Source organism: Nocardia vulneris (assembly GCF_001613425.1).
Lineage (GTDB): Bacteria > Actinomycetota > Actinomycetes > Mycobacteriales > Mycobacteriaceae > Nocardia > Nocardia vulneris.
Genome location: NZ_BDCI01000003.1, coordinates 123,850 through 141,563, shown reverse-complemented (window position 1 = coordinate 141,563; position 17,714 = coordinate 123,850). Strand labels below are relative to the sequence as shown.

Sequence of the window (17,714 nt, the reverse complement as noted above, 5' to 3'; positions counted from 1 at the left end):
GAAGTCGATTCGGTGTCGGTCGGCGTCGCGAGGGTGGTCGCGGACGGATCTACGAGGCGATCATGCCGTTCGGCGGCCAGGTCTTCTCGCGTTCGGCTCTGATCAGGATCTGTCCCGCTGCGGAGCGGAAAATCCCGTCCTCCGGTTGGGCCGTCCGGACGGTGTTGTCCGTCTTGTCGATGATCAGGCTCCGATCGAGGTTGTCCCTCGTCTCCCCGAATCGGTACTCCACCTCGGTCGGGTCGTCCCTGATCTGGTTGAAGTAGATCAGCAGTGCCATCTTCTGCTCCCCAGAGGGTGTCGTGTCGCTCGCCGGCTGCCGGATCGTCTGGAGCGGTGTCCGTGGCCGGGGTGCGGTCGGACGGATCAGGATCGCCACGGTCCAACTCGTCCGGACGGGCTGGTGCTTCGGCAGCATCTGTTCGAGCCTGCTCGACCGCAGGCGGACGTGGTGTGCTCGGCGTAGCGGTGGGACTGCTCGGTACCGGACGGGTCGGATCCGCGGTGGTCGGGCTCGTCGGTGTGGTGCGTGCTGAGTCCGGCGCAGGGTTCGGCTGAGGACGAGCGGGATCCGACGGACGAGCGGGATCCGATGGACGAGCCGGCTCGGAGGACAGCGGGGCCTGCGTGGTGCCGGGGCCGCGTGCGGGGTCGGAAAGCAGGTTCGCCGGCCCGGCGCCGGTGGGGCCGAGAGGAGCGAGGGGAGGCGCGACAACACGAGGTCCTGCCACTGGACCAGCCGCCACCGGTGCCGAAGTCGCCGGTGTTTGTGCCGGATTGGCTGCCTGTGCCGGATTCGCGGACTGCGTGGGAGCCGCTGTATCGGTCGTGGGCACTGTCGCGCGATGTCCGGAGTCGGCAGCGGGCGCGTAGGTCGACGGTGGGCTGATGGTCGGAGCGGACGCGGTGGTAGTGGAGACGGGAGCAGTGGCGTTGGTCGAACTTTCGGCCTGGTTCGGTGCCGAAGCGGCCGTGTCCGACAGCGGCAGGGCCGTTGTCGACGATTCGAACCGATCCGGAGATGGTCCGGGTGTTGCCGGCGCCGGAACATTGTCCGTCGGCGAAGTGGTCGCCTGCGTCCGTTGACCCACAGGCGAATCGGCTGTCGCCGGCTCAGGACTTTGAGCTGAGACCTGTTGTCCAGCAGGCGAATCAGGCGTCGTGCCGGGGTGCTGGGTTGAGGAGACCTGCTCGGACGTCGGCGCCGCTGCTTGCGGCGAGTCTGCGGTACTCGAAATCCCCGCGGAGGCGGCAGTATCGGGACCAGCGCAAGTACTCGGCGTGGATGGACTCGAATCCTGGTGACTGGCCGGGTTATCCGTGGCGATGCCGGATTCGGCGGGTGCGAGCCCATCGGTGGCGGACGGGTTTTGCGACAGCGGATTCGTCGCCGACTCAGTGGGCGCCTCTATCTCCGAGGTGGCTGGTGCGGTCGGATCAGTTCGGGTATCAGCATTTTCGGACGGCGCTGTGCTCGCCGCCGCGCTCGTGGATTCGTTGTGTTCAGGCGCGGGTGCCTGGTTCGTATCAGTGGAGTTCGCCGGAGACGTGGTGTCCGCGGCGGGGCTGGTGACCGCAGGCGTCGTGCTTTCCGGCGAGGGAGCGCTCTGCGTTTCGCTCGGTTCAGCTTGTGCTGCGGGCTGAGTGCCTTCGGATTGCTGCGTGCTCGGGGCTGGCGGAGTGTTGCCCAGCTCTTCGATACTCGGATCGGGCGCGGGCGCCTCGGTCTCGGAGTGGTGGTTGCCTGCCGCGTGGACACCGGCCGGAACGCCTTGGGCCGCAGAGGAAGTGATGCTGTCGAGGGTGAGATTGAACGGTTGGTCGGTGAGCGCGGCTGCGGTGGCGGCGCCCGCTATTTCGCCCGCGATGCCCGTGGTCGCCTCGGTTGTGGCGGCTACGGTGGCGCGGCCGAGCCGACTGGACGCGACATCGGCCGCACCGGAGAGCAACCCTCCGTTGCCGAGGCCGGCGCCCACCGCACCGCCCGCGGCGCCCGCGGCCGCCGCCACACCGGCGTCCTTCACATCCTGCATGGTGATCTCGTCGCGGTGGCCGATGCCGACCTGCAGAATCTTGGTGCCGATCTCCAGCCCACCCTCTTCGATGGCTTCGAAGATGGCGCCGTGCAGCGCGGCGCGAGCGGCGGCCTTGGCGGCGGCACGGGTGAGCATTCGAGCGATCAGCTGTTTGATCGCCATGCGGATGGTGATCTGGGTGGCCACCCGCAGAGCGACCGCGCCCGCAGCGCTGATCCCGGTCCAGGCGGTGGCCAGCAGCGGGGCCATCTCGATCGCGAAGATGACCATCGTGCCGATGATGACGAGTTTGGTCTGCTCGATATCGGCTGCGCCGTCGCCGATTTGATCGGCGAGCGAGTCGAGATATTTGACCAGGCTCGTCCAAGCGCCCTGCTGCCCGGTCAGCTGGTCCCAGTACGCCGCGATGGCCTCGTGGGTTCGGCCATCGATGGCTGCCAACGCCTGCCCGACCGCATGTGCGGCCTCGTCGTCGATTTCGTTGAGTGCCGACGACATCGCCGACCACGCGTCGGACACGCGCCACATCGCGGTCTCATCGCCTTCGGGCCAATCGCCCGCACCGACAATCCATTTGGCGACCCATTGCAGGGATTCCGGGATCTCGATGCCCATCAGGGGTTGTTCTGGTTCAGCTGGGCCGCGTTGATCTGATCGCGGTTCTGCAGTTCGTTCGCGGTCGCGACCATCTTGTCGCCGAGCGTGCTCATCGCCTTGCCGAGGCCGTCGACGCCCGCGAGGGCCTTCGGCACACCGGGGGTGTAGTTCTTGGCGAAACTCTGGCCGATTTTGTCGGACCCCCAGCACTCACCCTCGGCCTCGATCACTTGGCGCAGTTTCTGTGCGGCACTGGCGATCTGGTCGGCGACACTGACGAATTCGGTGCGAGTCGCGCGGAGGGCGTCCGGGTCGACACGGAAGTTCGTCACGGGCGGTCCTGCAGGTAGGACCGGTTGCGGTAGTACTCGTCCTCGTCTTCCGGCGGCGCGGGCGGCTCCTGCGGGACGATGGCGGGCTCTGGAAACATCGTGTCGACCAGGTGACGAATACTCGGTGCGCCCGGAACGAGATCGGACAGATCGGGAAGGCCGGCGGTGGCCTGCTGCATCGGAGCTATCGCCTGCTGCGTCGCTGCCAGCGCTTGTCGTGCGGCGGCCTGCACCGCCTCCGTGATGGACCGGCCCAATTTCGCCGGGGTGGATCGCTTGAACGCGGTGGGTTCGACATGGACCTCGGTGGGAACTCCCGCGGCGTTGCTCACCACACGAACCAGATTGTCCGAGGACCACGCCGTCACCGTGGTGGCCGCCAGCGTGGACTGCGCTTCGGCCAGATCTCGTTGCTGCTGCTCGAAAGTGCCCAGTAGGGAATCGATCTGGTCACGTAGTTCGTCATTGCGTGTGCGCGCGTCGTCGCGGCGTCCGTCGTCCACCGGTCTACCCCCCTGATTCGAGATTCGATCCGTTACTCAACACAGACGCGCCGGACCGACGATCGGTTCCACCGAGTTTCAGATTTCATCACCGCGACTCGGTACAGGCAAGCCGTTCCCGTGTCTCGGCAGGCGCGTCGCCCCGCCCCGCCCCCGGTGTGCGAGCGGGGCGAATCGGGTATAGGCAATTAGACTGGTTAACCAGACGGACCGGGATGCACAGGGTGTTGTGCGATGGGATCGGGTTGTCGGTGGCGTGCCCGAGGACGAAGCGAGGAGGTGGGGCCATGTCGAGCACCGAGGACAGGCGCTTCGAGGTCCTACGCGCGATCGTCGCGGACTATGTGGCGACGAAGGAGCCGATCGGGTCGAAGAGCCTGGTGGAGCGGCACAATCTGGGTGTTTCCAGTGCGACGGTGCGCAACGATATGGCGGTGCTGGAGGCGGAGGGCTACATCACGCAGCCGCACACCAGCTCGGGCCGGATCCCGACGGACAAGGGCTATCGGCAGTTCGTGGACCGGATCGCGGAGGTGAAGCCGCTCTCGGGCGCGGAGCGCCGGGCGATCATGGAGTTCTTGGAGTCGGGCGTCGATCTGGACGATGTGCTGCGCCGCGGGGTGCGGTTGCTGGCGCAGCTGACCAGGCAGGTCGCGGTGGTGCAGTATCCGTCGGTGTCGGTGTCGACGGTGCGGCACATCGAGGTGGTCGCGTTGAATCCGGCGCGGCTGTTGCTCGTGGTGATCACCGACACGGGGCGGGTCGATCAGCGTCTGGTGGAGTTGGGTGCGCTGATCGATGACGAGGATTTGGCGGCGCTGCGCGGCATGCTCGGCGGGGCGATGGACGGCAAGCGGCTGGCGGCGGCGTCGGCCGCGGTGGCGGAGCTGCCCGAGCGGGCGCCGCTGCGTTTGCGGGACGTGCTGATCCGGGTGTCGACGGTGCTGGTGGAGACGCTGGTGGAGCATCCCGAAGAACGTCTGGTGCTCGGCGGTACGGCGAACCTGACCCGCAACGCGGCGGACTTCGGGTTCCCGGGTTCGCTGCGTGACGTGCTCGAGGCGCTGGAGGAACAGGTCATCGTGCTCAAACTGCTCGCGGCCGCGCAGCAGCCCGGCACCGTGACCGTGCGGATCGGCGAGGAGACGCAGGTCGAGCAGATGCGCGGCACCTCGGTGGTGTCGACCGGCTACGGCACGGCGAGCACCATCCTGGGCGGTATGGGTGTGCTCGGTCCCACGCGGATGGACTACCCGGGCACGATCGCTTCGGTCGCGGCGGTCGCCCGCTATATCGGTGAGGTCCTCGCCGAACGCTGACGGCTCCGATGCCGCTGCTACCCTCGAACCTCCGGCCGGATAAAGTTGAGTGCATCCGACTAATGCTGGGCATGCGGTTGGAACGGTGAAGGCACCGTCGGGCACTGTCGAGAACGACCAAGGACTAGAGAACTCAAGTGGCACGGGACTACTACGGACTGCTCGGCGTCGCGAAGAACGCGACCGACCAGGAGATCAAGCGCGCCTATCGCAAGCTGGCTCGCGAGCTCCACCCCGACGTCAACCCCGACGAGGTGGCGCAGGCCAGGTTCAAGGAAGTGTCGGCCGCCTACGAGGTGCTGTCGGATCCGGAGAAGCGGCGCGTCGTCGACATGGGCGGCGATCCGCTGGAATCCGGCGGTGGCGGCGCGGGCTTCTCGGGCGCCGGTTTCGGCGGGCTCGGCGACGTGTTCGAGGCGTTCTTCGGCGGCATGAGCGGTGCCTCGGGTGGCACCCGCAAGCCGCGCGGACGGGTACAGCCGGGCGCGGATTCGCTGCTGCGGACCCGGTTGAGCCTGGCCGAGTGCGCGGTCGGCGTGACCAAGCACCTGACCGTCGACACCGCGATCCTCTGCGACGTGTGTACCGGCGCGGGCACCAACGGCAAGTCGAAGCCGGTGCGTTGCGAAACCTGCGGTGGCGCAGGCGAAGTGCAGTCCGTGCAGCGCTCGTTCCTGGGGCAGGTGCTCACCTCGCGCCCGTGCCCGACCTGCCGTGGCGCCGGCGAGACCATTCCTGATCCGTGCCACAAGTGTGGTGGCGACGGCCGGGTGCGCGCGCGGCGGGAGATCGCGGCGCCGATCCCGGCGGGCGTGGCGAACGGTATGCGGGTGCGTCTGGCCGCGCAGGGCGAGGTCGGTCCCGGCGGCGGGCACGCGGGTGACCTGTACGTCGAGATCGTCGAACAGCCGCACGACGTGTTCGTGCGCGACGGCGACGACCTGCACTGCACGATCCGCGTGCCGATGGTCGACGCCACGCTGGGCACCACCGTGGTGATCGACACCATCCTCGACGGCCCGACCGAACTGACCATCGCGCCCGGCACTCAGCCCGGCGAGGTCTCGGTGCTGCGCGGCCACGGTATGCCGCGGCTGCGTTCCGGCGCGCGCGGTGACCTGCTCGCGCACCTGGACATCGTCATCCCGAGCAAGCTGGACAGCAAGCAGACCGACCTGCTGCGCAAGTACAAGGGCACCCGCCCGAACGAGCGCGCCGAGGTCATGTCGACGCAGTCCGAGCACAACAGCGGGCTGTTCGCCCGGCTGCGGGCCTCGTTCAGCGGGCGCTGATTGGCTGCGACGGTCTTCTACCTCGACGAGGTGCCCGAGCCGGGCGCCCTCGCCGTGCTCGACGGCCCGGAGGGCAGGCATGCCGCGACGGTGCGCCGCATCCGGGTCGGTGAGCCGATCACCCTGTCGGACGGTCGCGGTGTCCTCGCCGAATCGGAAGTGGTTGCGGCCCAACGTGACCGGCTGGAGCTGCGGGTACTGAACCGTGCGGTGGCGGCGCCGGTGACGCCGCGGGTGACGGTGGTGCAGGCGCTGCCGAAGTCCGACCGGTCGGAGCTGGCGGTCGAATTGATGACCGAAGCCGGTGCCGACGCGATCGTGCCGTGGCAGGCCGCGCGCTGCATCGCGAACTGGGAAGGCAAGGCGGGCAAGGCCGTCGAGAAATGGCGGGCCGCCGCGCGCTCGGCCGCGCGACAATCCCGGCGCGCCTACATCCCCGAGGTGGCAGAGCTGTATCGCACCCGCGATGTGCTCGAGCTGATCCGGAAAGCCAAGGCGGACGGCGCGATCGTCGCGGCGCTGCACGAATCGGGCGCAGCCCGTTTCACGGCGCTGCCGTTCGCCGGCGTCCCCGAAGTGGTGCTGATCGTCGGGCCCGAAGGCGGTCTCGACGAGGCCGAACTCGCGGCGTGCACCGAGGCGGGCGCGGATATCGTGCTGCTCGGCCCTACGGTGCTGCGCACGTCGACCGCCGCCGCGGTCGCCCTCGGTGCGCTGGGTGCGTTGACCCCGCGCTGGGGTGCGCGCTAGGCAGCGGCGTTATGGGGTCGGTTCGGCTGCGGGCGTCCGCGCCGAACTGCGGATCGCCAAGGCACACACCAGGATCAACGCGATGAGCAGCAGGACGGCGACGCCCACGGTGAGACCGGCCCAGCCGTAGTGCGTGTAGGCGACCCCGCCCGCGCCACCGACGACGGCGCTGCCCACGTAGAACGAGAACAGGTACAGCGACGAAGCCGCGCCGCGATTACCCGACGCCATGGCGCCGACCCAGGCACTGGCGACCGTGTGCGCCCCGAAAAACCCTGCGGTGCACAGGGACATCCCGAGAATGAGCACCACCAGATTGTCCGGAATGGTCAGGGCCAATCCGAGTCCCATGAGCACCACCGTGCCCGCGAGCACACGGTGCCGGCCGACGCGATCGGCGAGCCGCCCGGCGACGGTCGCGACCGCGGTGCCCGCCAGATAGAGCAGGAACACCAAACCCGCGACCGCATCGGGCAATTCGAAGGGCGGCTGGGTCAGCCGATAGCCGAGAAAGTTGTAGAGCGAGACGAACGTGCCGACGAGTACCAGGGCCAGCCCGAACAGCGCGAGGAGTCCGCGGTGGCGCAGCTGGACGGCGAGATCGCCCAGCACCGTGCGGATTCCGGCCGGTCGGGCGACGAAACCGCGGGAGGGCGGCAGACTGCGGACGAACCACACGGTGCACACCGCCGCCGCGACCGAGATGGTGGCCTCGGCCCAGCGCCACGAACCCAGGCCGAGCGTGAACGCCGGAATCACCCGGCCGGCCAGCCCGCCCATGCTGGTGCCCGCGATATAGACGCCCATCGCCGCACCGAGTCCCGCGGCGCCGATCTCCTCGGCCAGGTAGGCCATCGCCACGGCAGGCACGCCGGCCAGGGTCAAGCCTTGCAGCGCCCGCCCGGTCAGCAGCACCTCCAGCGACGGACTGAACGGCAGCAGCAACCCGATCACCGCCGAGGTCACCGCAGAGACGGTCATCACCCTGGTGCGCCCGATCCGGGAGGACAGCGCGCTCACCGGGATGATGGCCAGCGCGAGCATCCCGGTGGTGAGCGAAACCGCAAGCGCCGCATGGGCGGGCGTCGCATCGAACGCTTCGGACAGGCTGGGTAGCAGGGCCTGCGCGCTGTACATGGTCGCGAAGGTGGCCAGCCCTGCCGCGAACAGCGCGGCGGCGATCCGGCGTTCATGCGTGGTGCGGCCCCCGGCGGCAGGCCGGGTCTTCGTCAGGGTCATGGGTTTCAGGATCGCCCCTCGACCTTTCCGAAGGGAAATGAATAATAATGGTGGAGTTCATGCGTCCAGTGCATATAGCGAGGGCGCTTTGTGCAGGTAGCGGTCCTGCGACAGGATGTGACACTCATCACCCGGGAAGGTGTGGCAGATGCTGGGCGAGGATCTGGAATGGTTCATCACGCTCGCCGAACTGGAACGGGTCGGCGCGGCGGCCGAACGCCTGCACCTCACGCAGCCGACCCTGTCGCGCATGCTCGGCCGGCTGGAACGCCGGCTCGGCGTCGAACTCTTCGATCGCCGGGGCAAACGCATCGTGCTCAACGAGTTCGGCCGGATCTATTACGAGCAGGCCCGGCGCGCGCAAGCCGAACTCGACACCGCGGCCAAGTCCATCGCCGATTTGAACAGTCCTGCCAATGGTGTTGTGCGCCTGTCTTTTCTGCATTCCTTCGGCGGCTGGCTGGTGCCGCAACTGGTCGGCGAATTTCGGCGTGGTTCGGCCCGAATAACTTTCGCGCTGCGACAGGGGGCGGCGGAAATGGTGAACGACGATGTCCTCAGCGGGACTTCGGATCTCGGCATCGTCTCGCCCCGCCCGACCATGTCCGGCATCGGCTGGCGCGGGCTGCTGCGGCAGCGGCTCGCGCTGGCCGTGCCCGCCGACCACCGGCTCGTGGGCCGCAGGCAGGTGCGCCTGGACGAGGTCTCGGACGAAGACTTCATCACCATGCATCCCGGTTACGGTATGCGCCGCATCGTCGACCAGTTGAGCGCCGCCGCCGACCTGCGCCCGCGGATCTCGTTCGAGGCCAGCGACCTGGTGACGGTCGCGGGCCTGGTCGCCGCGGGTCTCGGGGTCGGGGTGCTGCCCGAGGAGGATCCGGGCCCGGCGAACGCGCCGCGGGTGGCCGGGGCGAAGGCGGAGGCGCGTCTGGCCGGCCCGGTGCTGATCCCGCTCGCGGACGCCGGCGCGACCCGGGAGGTGGGGTTGGTGTGGTCGGCCGCGACACCGGCCTCGGGCGCGGCGCGACGGTTTCGTGATTTCACCGAGGATTGGGCGCAGCGGCGACGGGGAATCCCGTGATCACCTGGTCCTTCCGTTAGCGGCTTATTCACTGGGCGGTGTCGGTGGGGCGCGTTAAACTTTCCTCAACACAGCAGCACGTCGAGACCGGAAAGCAGGCTATAGCCACTTTTGAGAACACAAGGCGAGATCGGCGACCCGACAACCTCCGCAGCCGGAATCGGTGCCGAAGACAGCGGCTCGGGGCCCGCAGCACGTACCGTGCGTTCCAGTATCGAACTCGCTCCCGAATCCGTGTTCCCGTTCCTCGGTTCGGCCGACCAGAATCTGCGTGAACTCGAAGAGTTGCTCGACGCGGACATCCATGTCCGTGGCAATTCCGTCACCCTGACCGGCAAAGCGGCCGACGTCGCGCTCGCCGAGCGAGTGATCGAACAGCTCGTCGCGCTCACGGGCCGGAACCGAGTGGTGACCCCGGAGGCGGTGCGACACACCGTTTCGATGCTCACGGAAGGCTCTTCGGAGTCCCCGGCCGAGGTGCTCAGTCTGGACATCCTGTCCCGGCGCGGCAAGACCGTCCGGCCCAAGACCCTGAACCAGAAGCGCTATGTCGACGCGATCGACGCCAACACCATCGTGTTCGGCATCGGTCCGGCCGGTACCGGTAAGACGTATCTGGCGATGGCGAAGGCCGTGCAGGCGCTGCAGACCAAGCAGGTCACCAGGATCATCCTCACCCGTCCCGCGGTGGAAGCGGGGGAGCGGCTCGGCTTCCTGCCGGGCACGCTGAACGAGAAGATCGATCCGTACCTGCGCCCGCTCTACGACGCGCTGCACGACATGATGGATCCCGAGGCCATTCCGAAGCTGATGGCGGCCGGCGTGATCGAGGTCGCGCCGCTGGCGTACATGCGTGGTCGCACGCTGAACGATTCGTTCATCGTGCTCGACGAGGCGCAGAACACCACGGCCGAGCAGATGAAGATGTTCCTCACCCGGCTCGGGTTCGGCTCGAAGATCGTGGTGACCGGTGACGTCAGCCAGGTCGACCTGCCCACCGGCGCCCGCTCCGGGCTGCGGGCGGCCAGCGAGATCCTCACCGATATCGAGGACATCCACTTCGCGCAACTCACCAGCAGCGACGTGGTGCGGCACCGGCTGGTCGCGGACATCGTCGATGCCTACGACCGGGCCGAGGCGGAGGCCAGGCCGCAGGTCGGCCCGCACTATCCGGGTAACCGAGCACAGCGCAGAGCGGCGAGTCGAGGCGATCGGCGCTGAGATGCGCCGCATGTCGGTCGTTCGGTCGACACCCAACGGCATCGGGTGTCGACCTGCGGCATTAGGCTGACCGGGTGAGCATCGAGATCGCCAACGAGTCGGGTATCGACGTACCCGAAGAAGATCTGGTCAGTGTCGCGCGCTTCGTGATCACCCGGATGGACGTGCACCCGGCCGCGGAACTGTCCATGGTGCTCGTCGATCTCGACACCATGGCCGACCTGCACATGCGCTGGATGGACCTGCCCGGGCCCACCGACGTGATGTCCTTCCCGATGGACGAGCTCGAGCCGGGCGGGCGCCCGGACAGCCCCGAGCCCGGTCCGTCCATGCTCGGCGACATCGTGCTGTGCCCCGAGTTCGCGGCGGGCCAGGCCCGCAAGGCCGGACACTCGCTGGACAACGAACTCGCGCTGCTCACGGTGCACGGCGTACTCCACCTGCTCGGCTACGACCACGCCGAGCCGGAAGAGGAGAAGGAAATGTTCGCGCTGCAGGCCCGGCTGCTCGAGGAGTGGTACGAGAGCCTGCGCGAAGCGCAGCGGCGCGCCGAACTCGCCGCCCGGGACGCCAGGCTGCTGGGGAAGGCGGGCTTCACCACACCGGGTGACGCACTGGGACCCGCGTGAATTCGCTGACCCTGATCCTGCTCGCCGTCCTGCTCGTCCCGGTGGGCGGCGTGTTCGCGGGCGTCGATTCGGCGCTGAACACCATCTCCCCGGCGCGGGTCGACGACATGGTGCGGGCCGATCGGCCCGGCGCGGTGCGGCTCAGCCGCATCGTCGCCGATCGCGCCCGCTACGTGAATCTCATGGTGCTGCTGCGCATTCTGTGCGAGATCGGCGCCACCGTGCTGCTCGCCGCCGGGCTGCTAGCGGACTGGGCCGACGACTGGGCGCTGCTGGTCACCGCGATCGTCATGGTGCTGGTGTCGTATGTGGTGATCGGGGTGGGGCCGCGTACCCTCGGCCGCCAGCACGCCTACTCGATCGCGTTGGCGTCGGCGCTGCCGCTGCAGTTCATCGGCGCGCTGCTCGGCCCGCTCAGCCGGCTGCTCATCCTGCTCGGTAACGCGATCACCCCCGGTAAGGGATTTCGCAACGGCCCCTTCGCGTCCGAGATCGAACTGCGCGAGGTGGTCGAGATGGCCAGCGAGCGCGGCGTGGTGGCCGACGACGAACGCCGGATGATCCAGTCGGTCTTCGAACTCGGCGACACGGCAGCTCGTGCGGTGATGGTGCCGCGCACCGAGATGGTGTGGATCGAGGCGGACAAGACTGCGGCGCAAGCGATGTCGCTCGCGGTCCGTTCGGGGCACTCCCGGATTCCGGTGATCGGTGAGAACGTCGACGACATTCTCGGCGTCGTCTACCTGAAAGACCTTGTGCCGTATGCGGAACGGGGTCGCAAGGTGCTGGTGCGCGAGGTGATGCGGCCCGCGGTGTTCATGCCGGACTCCAAGCCGCTGGACAGCCTGCTCGACGAAATGCAGCGCAGGCGTAACCATATGGCGCTGCTGGTCGACGAATACGGCGGCATCGCCGGTCTGGTGACGATCGAGGACGTGCTCGAGGAGATCGTGGGCGAGATCGCCGACGAATACGACACCGACGAGACGCCGCCCATCGAAGACCTGGGGGACGGCCGCTATCGCGTGTCCGCGCGGCTGCCGGTCGAGGACCTCGGCGAGTTGTACGGACTGGATATCGAGGACGAGGACGTCGACACCGTCGGCGGTTTGCTGGCGCACGAGCTCGGCCGCGTGCCGTTGCCCGGGTCCAAGGTCGTGGTGCACGGGTTGGTGCTGCGCGGCGAGGGCGGCGCCGATACCCGCGGACGGGTGCGGGTGCACACCGTGGTGGTGCGCAAGGCGACGGACACATCGCAGAACGCGGACGGCGACGAGAAGTCGAACGGCAAACGCAAGGGCAACGGATCGGATCGGGACACCCCGGCCGGTCGACATGAGGACGGAGATTCCGAATGACCGAACTGGATCCCGAGGACAACAAGCTGCTCGTCCTGGCGCGCGGTGCCATGGGGCGCACCGGCGGCGCCAGCGGTGCGGCGATCCGGGACACCGACGGCCGCACCTACGCGGCGGGCGAGGTGGGCCTGACGGCGTTGCGCCTGACCGCGCTCCAGGCCGCGGTCGCGGCCGCGATCTCCAGCGGCGCAGAGGGTTTCGAGGCCGCCGTGGTGGTCAGCGGTCGGTTGTCCGACTATGGCGTCACCGCGGTCCGTGAGGTGTCGCCGGACGCCAAGATCATCTTCACCGATCGGGACGGCGCCGTCTTCGAGATCGTCGACGACGCCGAACTCGCGGTCGATGCCCAGCCCGCCGGCGAGGTGCGCGGTGGCTGACGCCAAGGGCGAATTCCGTTCCGGCTTCGTCTGTTTCGTCGGCAGGCCGAACACCGGCAAGTCGACCCTGACCAATGCGCTGGTCGGGCAGAAGATCGCGATCACCTCGTCGCGGCCGCAGACCACCCGGCACACCATCCGCGGCATCGTGCACCGCGACCACGCGCAACTGATCCTGGTCGACACGCCGGGCTTGCACCGGCCCCGCACCCTGCTCGGTCAGCGGTTGAACGACCTTGTGCGCGATACGTATTCGGAAGTCGACGTGATCGCGCTCTGCGTGCCCGCGGACGAGAAGATCGGCCCGGGCGACCGCTGGATCGTGCAGCAGATCAAGCAGATGGCGCCGAAGACGACCGTGCTCGGCGTCGTCACCAAGATCGACAAGGTGGGCCGGGACCAGATCGCCGAGCAACTGCTCGCGCTCTCGCAACTGCTCGGCCCGGACGCCGATGTGGTGCCCGTGTCGGCGGTGAAGAACGAGCAGGTAGAGGTGCTCGTCGACGTCATCGCCGCGAAAATGCCGGAGGGACCGGCGTTCTACCCCGACGGCGAGCTCACCGACGAGCCGGAGGAAACCCTCATGGCCGAGCTCATCCGCGAGGCGGCGCTCGAGGGCGTCCGCGACGAGCTACCGCACTCGCTCGCCGTGGTGATCGAGGAGGTCCTGCCGTACGAGGAGCGCGAGGACATGCTCGACGTGCACGCGATCCTCTATGTCGAACGCCCCAGCCAGAAGTCGATCATCATCGGCAAGGGCGGGGCTCGGCTCAAGGAAGTCGGCACCAACGCGCGCAAGCAGATCGAGCACATCCTCGGCACCCGGATCTATCTCAACCTGCATGTGAAGGTCGCCAAGGATTGGCAGCGCGACCCGAAACAGCTGGGCCGCTTGGGGTTCTAGGTTCGATCAGCCGTTGGCGATCGCCTGCAACTGGGACAGATCGCCGTTGAAGCGATTCTTGTCCAGCGGGGTCGAGGTGTACTGCCAGAAGCTGTACACCCGCCAATTGAACGGCAGCGCGCCCACGGTCGAGTTGTAGCGGGCCACCCACAGCGGGCTGTCCGCGCTGAAATCGCCTGCGGTGCCGACGCAAAGGCTCCACCAGCTGGTGGAGGTGTAGATCACCGGCCAGCGTCCGGTGGTGCCGTGATACCGATTGCTGAAGTCGTGGATCCAGGACGCCATCGCGCTCTGCGACTTGCTGTAGCACTGGTTGTTCTTGTCGTACGGGTTGTATTCGAGGTCGAGCGCGCCCGGCAGCGTCTTGCCGTCACGCGACCAGCCGCCGCCGTGCGCGATGAAGTAGTCCGCCTGGCTCGCTCCGCTCAAGCTGCTCGGAATGGCGAAATGATATGCGCCGCGGATCAAACCCTGCTTGTACGATCCGTTGTACTGGGCGGCGAAGTAGGGGTTGGTGACGTTGGTGCTTTCGCTCGCCTTGATATAGGCGAAGCGAACCCCGTTGTCCCAATAGCTTTTCCAGTCGACGTCGCCTTGGTAGCGGGAAACGTCGATGCCTTCCACCGATCCGGCGGACAGGGAACGCTCCTGGCTGGGATCCCCGGCGCCGGCGCCTTCGTGCACCACGATCTGCGAGCCCAGCGTGTGGTCGTCGCCCTGTTCGGTCGGCGCCGGGTCCGCGGTGGCCGGGGCGATCACGAGCAGGGTGGCCAGGCCCACGAACAAGGCGGCTGACAGTGTGCGTCTTCTGTTGAGATTCACCGATATCCCCTCTGTAGTTCACCGATTCGACATGGAGGTGGCGCGGGCCTCGCCCGAATACGTTTGCGGTGGCCCGCAATCGTGGAGGCGGTCGTGACGCTAAGCCGGGCCGATAGAGGGCGACTGGAACGAATCTGGGGGCGGCACGGAATTTCTCCGAATTGCCCGTAATCGGTGAATTGTCGTGCGCTTGGCCTGGTTTCGGATAAGGGGCCGCGAAATTACCGTCGCGCGAAAGGTATTTAAGGTGCGGTTAACGCGCCATTGGTCGAATCGGTCGGCTCCGGCAACGCGCGCGGTGTCAGGTATTCGGCATGAGGATCCGTGATGTGGCTCTCGTCTGTCTGACCTTTCCCGCCGCGCTGCTCCTGACCTCCGGCTACGCGGCCGCGACCCCGACCCCGGAATACCCGATCGACCCTGCCGCCGAAGCGGCCTCCAAGGTGTACCCGGGCGAACCTGTCCCGCAGTCGCGTTCGATGGCGTCGGCCTTCGTCGGCGTGCCCAGCGACTATGTGTACAACACGAAACTCAAACCCGTCGCCCGGCACGATTACTGCACCTCCGCGCCCGACAGCTACTTCGCCGCCGACTTCCGCGGCCCCTGCGCCCGTCACGACATGTGCTACGACCGCGCCGACGCCGCAGGCACCAACTACACCGCCTGCAACTCCGCCCTGCGCACCGACATGATCACCAACTGCATCTACGCCTACGGCACCTCCGGCACCGCCCTGCAAACCTGCAAGGCCACCGCCGAAATCTACTGGGCTGCAGTAACCGTCACCCATCTGGATTGAGCGACGCTCGACTACATCGCCCAGCCGGCGGCCTGCCACTGCAACACCGCGGCGGCCTCCGCTTTATCCGCGGCGACGGCGAGCGGCACCGAATCGGAGACCCGTGCACTGCGTGCGGCACGCAAGGCGTGCACCGCCGCGTCCTTCACGGCCATATCGGCTGCCGAGAGGTTCTCGTCGTCGTGTGGTCCGGGTATGCCGTAGCCCGCGCGTATCAAGCAGAAGCCGCGATTGCTCTCCTGCGCCGCACAATCTGTGTCGAGGTACTTGTCGCAGACGCCGCCGCCCTTGGCGGCGAAGAAGCCACACGCATCCAACGCGGCGGCTTCGGCAGCGTCCTCGGGTGCGAGTCCGGAGAACATGGCTGCGCGAGTTGCTTCATCGACCCCCATCGCGCTCTTCATTTCGAACGGTGTCGCGAGGCTGAGCCGTGCCTCGCTGGCGAGCGGCAACGGAATGGCTTTGTATCGGGCGAGCGCACTCATGTCGCGCTTGCTCGCGCATGTGGCGCCGTGGCCCTGCTCGGCCGCTTCCTCGGCGGCGGTGCACAGTCCGAGCGCTTGCAACTGCTGGTCGGTGATTTTCGCGCCGGGCGAGTCGTCGTCGCTTTCCATATCGTCGTCGCCGACCAGCGCGATATTCGGCCGGCTGCCGGTGCCGGTCTGCCCGTCATCCGGCGCCATAGCGAGCAGGCCCACACACGCTATGAGGGCCAGCGGTAGGACGCTCACCCGGGCCGAGAATATCGCTTTCATATACCGCTCCTCCTGATCCAACGATTGTTTGCAGGACGGGCATCTCGATGCCCGGAGAAACACGGTGTGGTGATTGAACGCGGTAACAGACGCTCCACGATATCGGGAGTCGAGTATGCGACCGGTGCGACACGCCTCGGAATCTCGGCCGGCTGCGCTACCTCAGGCTCAGGCGGCGGTCCACCAGGGCTCAGGTCGCGCACGTTCCCAGTGCAGCTCCGATTCCAGTTGTGCGGCAACGGAGATCAGGAGGGGTTCGGTGTCGGCGGTGCCCATCAGTTGAGCGCCGACCGGGAGGCCGGCGTCGGTGAAGCCGGCGGGGACGTTCACGCTCGGCCAGCCGAGGACGTTCCACGGCCAGGTGTAGGGACAGGCGGCGGTGATCAGGTTGTTGGTGGCGTGTACGCCGATGCCGTCGATGTCTTGCGCGTGCGGTGGCGGGGTTGCGGTGGTAGGGGCGAGAACCAGGTCGTAGTTCTGGAAGAAGCTGCCGATCCGCTTGTGCAGCAAGGGTTCTGCTTGGCGGGCCGCGAACAGGGCCGGACCGTCGAGCAGTCTGCCGAAGCGGGTATTGGCGATCGTGCGCGGGTCCACTTCGGCACCGGGCATGTTCTGGTGCACCGCGCGGATGCCGGCCATGGAACGGGGTAGGAAGGACGCGCCGATCAACAGTCCGTAGTGCAGATCGGCGACGGTGACGGTGTGGCCGAGCGTGCGCAACGTGTCGCCGACGCGGCGGACCGCCGCCGCGATCTGCGGGTCGAGCGTAGTTCTGGTGGCGGTGAACGGAATTCGCAGCGAAAGCGCGATGCGTAGCCGCCCGGGATCGCGTCCCACGGCGTCGGTGGCCGAGATCGGTGCGGGCGTGTGCCGGTCGCCGGGATGCGGTCCGGCGGCCAGGTCGAGCAGCAGTGCGGCGTCGGCGACGGTCCGGGCCAGCGGCCCGTTCACGGTGAGGCCGTAGAAGGCTTCGGCGTGCGGCCAGGTGGAGATGCGGCCGCGTTGCGGTTTGATCCCGACGAGATTGGTCCACGCGGCGGGGATGCGGATGGAGCCCGCGCCGTCGGAACCCAGTGCGGCGGGCACCAATCCGGCCGCGACAGCCGCGGCCGAACCGCCGGAGGACCCGCCGGGCGTGCGGTCGGCGGCCCACGGGTTGCGGGTGTGGCCGAAGGCCGCGGCGCTGGTGAACGGCAGCTGGCCGAGTTCGCAGGTGTTGGTCTTGCCGACGATCACCGCACCCGCCGCGCGCAGCCGCCGAACCGATTCGGCGTCTTCGGTTTTCGGCGGGAAGGCGCCGCCGCAACCGAACGCGGTGGGCTCGCCTGCGATATCGGTGTCGTCCTTCACCGCGACCGGCACGCCGAGCAGCGGCAGTCGCTCGCCTGCCGCGAGCCGGGCGTCGGCGTCGGCGGCCTCGGCCAGCGCGCGTGCACGGCGCACGATCCGGAACGCGTTGAGCGTCGACTGCGCGGCGTCGATCCGATCGAGCGCGGCGCCGACGGCGGCGACCGAGCTGACCGTGCCGTCGGCGATCGCGGCCGCGAGCTCGGTCAGCCCCAATTCACCCGTCAGCGGTCCGTCGGGCGGCCGGGTGGGATCGGTGGCGGTCATGTGAGCTCCGTCTCGTCAGCAGTGGAAGAACCGTAACGCGAACCTGGACAAGTGACTAGTCCGCCTTCGGCGCCTTGTCGAC

Annotated in this window: 17 protein-coding genes and 1 pseudogene; 10 read left to right on the top strand and 8 right to left on the bottom strand. The window is 68.0% G+C overall.

The window, feature by feature from the left end:
- Positions 1 to 49: 49 nt before the first annotated feature.
- The 4 genes and pseudogenes from NVU01S_RS44100 to NVU01S_RS05095 all read right to left on the bottom strand — a co-directional run bounded on the left by NVU01S_RS44100 (position 50) and on the right by NVU01S_RS05095 (position 3,468).
- A complete protein-coding gene (locus tag NVU01S_RS44100; protein WP_167829427.1) occupies positions 50 to 280 on the bottom strand; it encodes a hypothetical protein in 231 nt (76 codons plus the stop codon).
- Positions 281 to 2,267: 1,987 nt separating this feature from the next.
- Positions 2,268 to 2,651 (bottom strand): annotated as a pseudogene (locus NVU01S_RS45575) (WXG100-like domain-containing protein); the annotation flags it as partial.
- Entirely contained in the window at positions 2,651 to 2,965 is a 315-nt protein-coding gene (locus tag NVU01S_RS05100; RefSeq protein ID WP_043677408.1) for a WXG100 family type VII secretion target, read from the bottom strand. The pseudogene NVU01S_RS45575 and the gene NVU01S_RS05100, both read right to left, overlap by 1 nt.
- The gene (locus NVU01S_RS05095) at positions 2,962 to 3,468 is read right to left on the bottom strand and encodes a YbaB/EbfC family nucleoid-associated protein (RefSeq protein WP_043677406.1); all 507 of its coding nucleotides are present in this window, start codon (positions 3,466 to 3,468) and stop codon (positions 2,962 to 2,964) included. Before NVU01S_RS05095 ends, NVU01S_RS05100 begins: the two co-directional genes overlap by 4 nt.
- A gap of 287 nt (positions 3,469 to 3,755) precedes the next feature.
- Here NVU01S_RS05095 and hrcA point away from each other — a divergent pair, with 287 nt between their 5' ends.
- From hrcA to NVU01S_RS05080, 3 genes are all read left to right on the top strand, one after another.
- Positions 3,756 to 4,787, top strand: a complete 1,032-nt coding sequence (gene hrcA / locus NVU01S_RS05090) for a heat-inducible transcriptional repressor HrcA (protein ID WP_014982744.1) — start codon at positions 3,756 to 3,758, stop codon at positions 4,785 to 4,787.
- A 137-nt stretch (positions 4,788 to 4,924) separates the two neighbouring features.
- A complete protein-coding gene (gene dnaJ / locus NVU01S_RS05085) occupies positions 4,925 to 6,079 on the top strand; it encodes a molecular chaperone DnaJ (RefSeq protein ID WP_042263346.1) in 1,155 nt (384 codons plus the stop codon).
- On the top strand, positions 6,080 to 6,829 hold the full coding sequence (locus NVU01S_RS05080) for a 16S rRNA (uracil(1498)-N(3))-methyltransferase (protein WP_043677403.1): 750 nt from the start codon (positions 6,080 to 6,082) through the stop codon (positions 6,827 to 6,829). It abuts the gene before it with no gap.
- Between the two features lie 9 nt (positions 6,830 to 6,838).
- On the opposite strand, the gene NVU01S_RS05075 is transcribed toward NVU01S_RS05080, so the two are convergent.
- On the bottom strand, positions 6,839 to 8,068 hold the full coding sequence (locus tag NVU01S_RS05075) for an MFS transporter (RefSeq protein WP_043677402.1): 1,230 nt from the start codon (positions 8,066 to 8,068) through the stop codon (positions 6,839 to 6,841).
- 148 nt (positions 8,069 to 8,216) lie between these two features.
- Here NVU01S_RS05075 and NVU01S_RS05070 point away from each other — a divergent pair, with 148 nt between their 5' ends.
- The 6 genes from NVU01S_RS05070 to era all read left to right on the top strand — a co-directional run bounded on the left by NVU01S_RS05070 (position 8,217) and on the right by era (position 13,641).
- Positions 8,217 to 9,152, top strand: a complete 936-nt coding sequence (locus NVU01S_RS05070) for a LysR family transcriptional regulator (RefSeq protein WP_043677486.1) — start codon at positions 8,217 to 8,219, stop codon at positions 9,150 to 9,152.
- A gap of 159 nt (positions 9,153 to 9,311) precedes the next feature.
- A complete protein-coding gene (locus NVU01S_RS05065; protein ID WP_029892630.1) occupies positions 9,312 to 10,373 on the top strand; it encodes a PhoH family protein in 1,062 nt (353 codons plus the stop codon).
- 74 nt (positions 10,374 to 10,447) lie between these two features.
- Positions 10,448 to 11,002: an rRNA maturation RNase YbeY gene (ybeY, locus tag NVU01S_RS05060; protein ID WP_043677400.1), complete on the top strand. Its 555-nt coding sequence runs from the start codon at positions 10,448 to 10,450 to the stop codon at positions 11,000 to 11,002.
- Positions 10,999 to 12,360, top strand: a complete 1,362-nt coding sequence (locus NVU01S_RS05055; protein ID WP_043677398.1) for a hemolysin family protein — start codon at positions 10,999 to 11,001, stop codon at positions 12,358 to 12,360. The genes ybeY and NVU01S_RS05055 overlap by 4 nt, the downstream gene beginning before the upstream one ends.
- Complete coding sequence (locus NVU01S_RS05050; RefSeq protein ID WP_014982752.1) at positions 12,357 to 12,737, top strand: cytidine deaminase-like protein; 381 nt, start codon at positions 12,357 to 12,359, stop codon at positions 12,735 to 12,737. Before NVU01S_RS05055 ends, NVU01S_RS05050 begins: the two co-directional genes overlap by 4 nt.
- Positions 12,703 to 13,641, top strand: coding sequence for a GTPase Era (gene era, locus NVU01S_RS05045; RefSeq protein WP_052281063.1), 939 nt, complete (start codon positions 12,703 to 12,705; stop codon positions 13,639 to 13,641). The genes NVU01S_RS05050 and era overlap by 35 nt, the downstream gene beginning before the upstream one ends.
- 6 nt (positions 13,642 to 13,647) lie before the next feature.
- Here era and NVU01S_RS05040 read toward each other — a convergent pair whose 3' ends face one another.
- A complete protein-coding gene (locus NVU01S_RS05040) occupies positions 13,648 to 14,463 on the bottom strand; it encodes a lysozyme (RefSeq protein ID WP_244467418.1) in 816 nt (271 codons plus the stop codon).
- Between the two features lie 314 nt (positions 14,464 to 14,777).
- Here NVU01S_RS05040 and NVU01S_RS05035 point away from each other — a divergent pair, with 314 nt between their 5' ends.
- Positions 14,778 to 15,263 carry a phospholipase A2 gene (locus NVU01S_RS05035; RefSeq protein WP_082032274.1) on the top strand — a complete coding sequence of 162 codons (486 nt, stop codon included), beginning with the start codon at positions 14,778 to 14,780 and terminating at the stop codon, positions 15,261 to 15,263.
- An 11-nt stretch (positions 15,264 to 15,274) separates the two neighbouring features.
- Here NVU01S_RS05035 and NVU01S_RS05030 read toward each other — a convergent pair whose 3' ends face one another.
- Together NVU01S_RS05030 and NVU01S_RS05025 are read right to left on the bottom strand one after the other, a co-directional pair.
- Positions 15,275 to 16,018 (bottom strand): hypothetical protein, encoded by a 744-nt coding sequence (locus NVU01S_RS05030; protein ID WP_156161796.1) that lies wholly within the window; start codon positions 16,016 to 16,018, stop codon positions 15,275 to 15,277.
- A 168-nt stretch (positions 16,019 to 16,186) separates the two neighbouring features.
- Positions 16,187 to 17,632, bottom strand: coding sequence for an amidase (locus NVU01S_RS05025; RefSeq protein WP_043677390.1), 1,446 nt, complete (start codon positions 17,630 to 17,632; stop codon positions 16,187 to 16,189).
- Between the last annotated feature and the right edge of the window lie 82 nt (positions 17,633 to 17,714).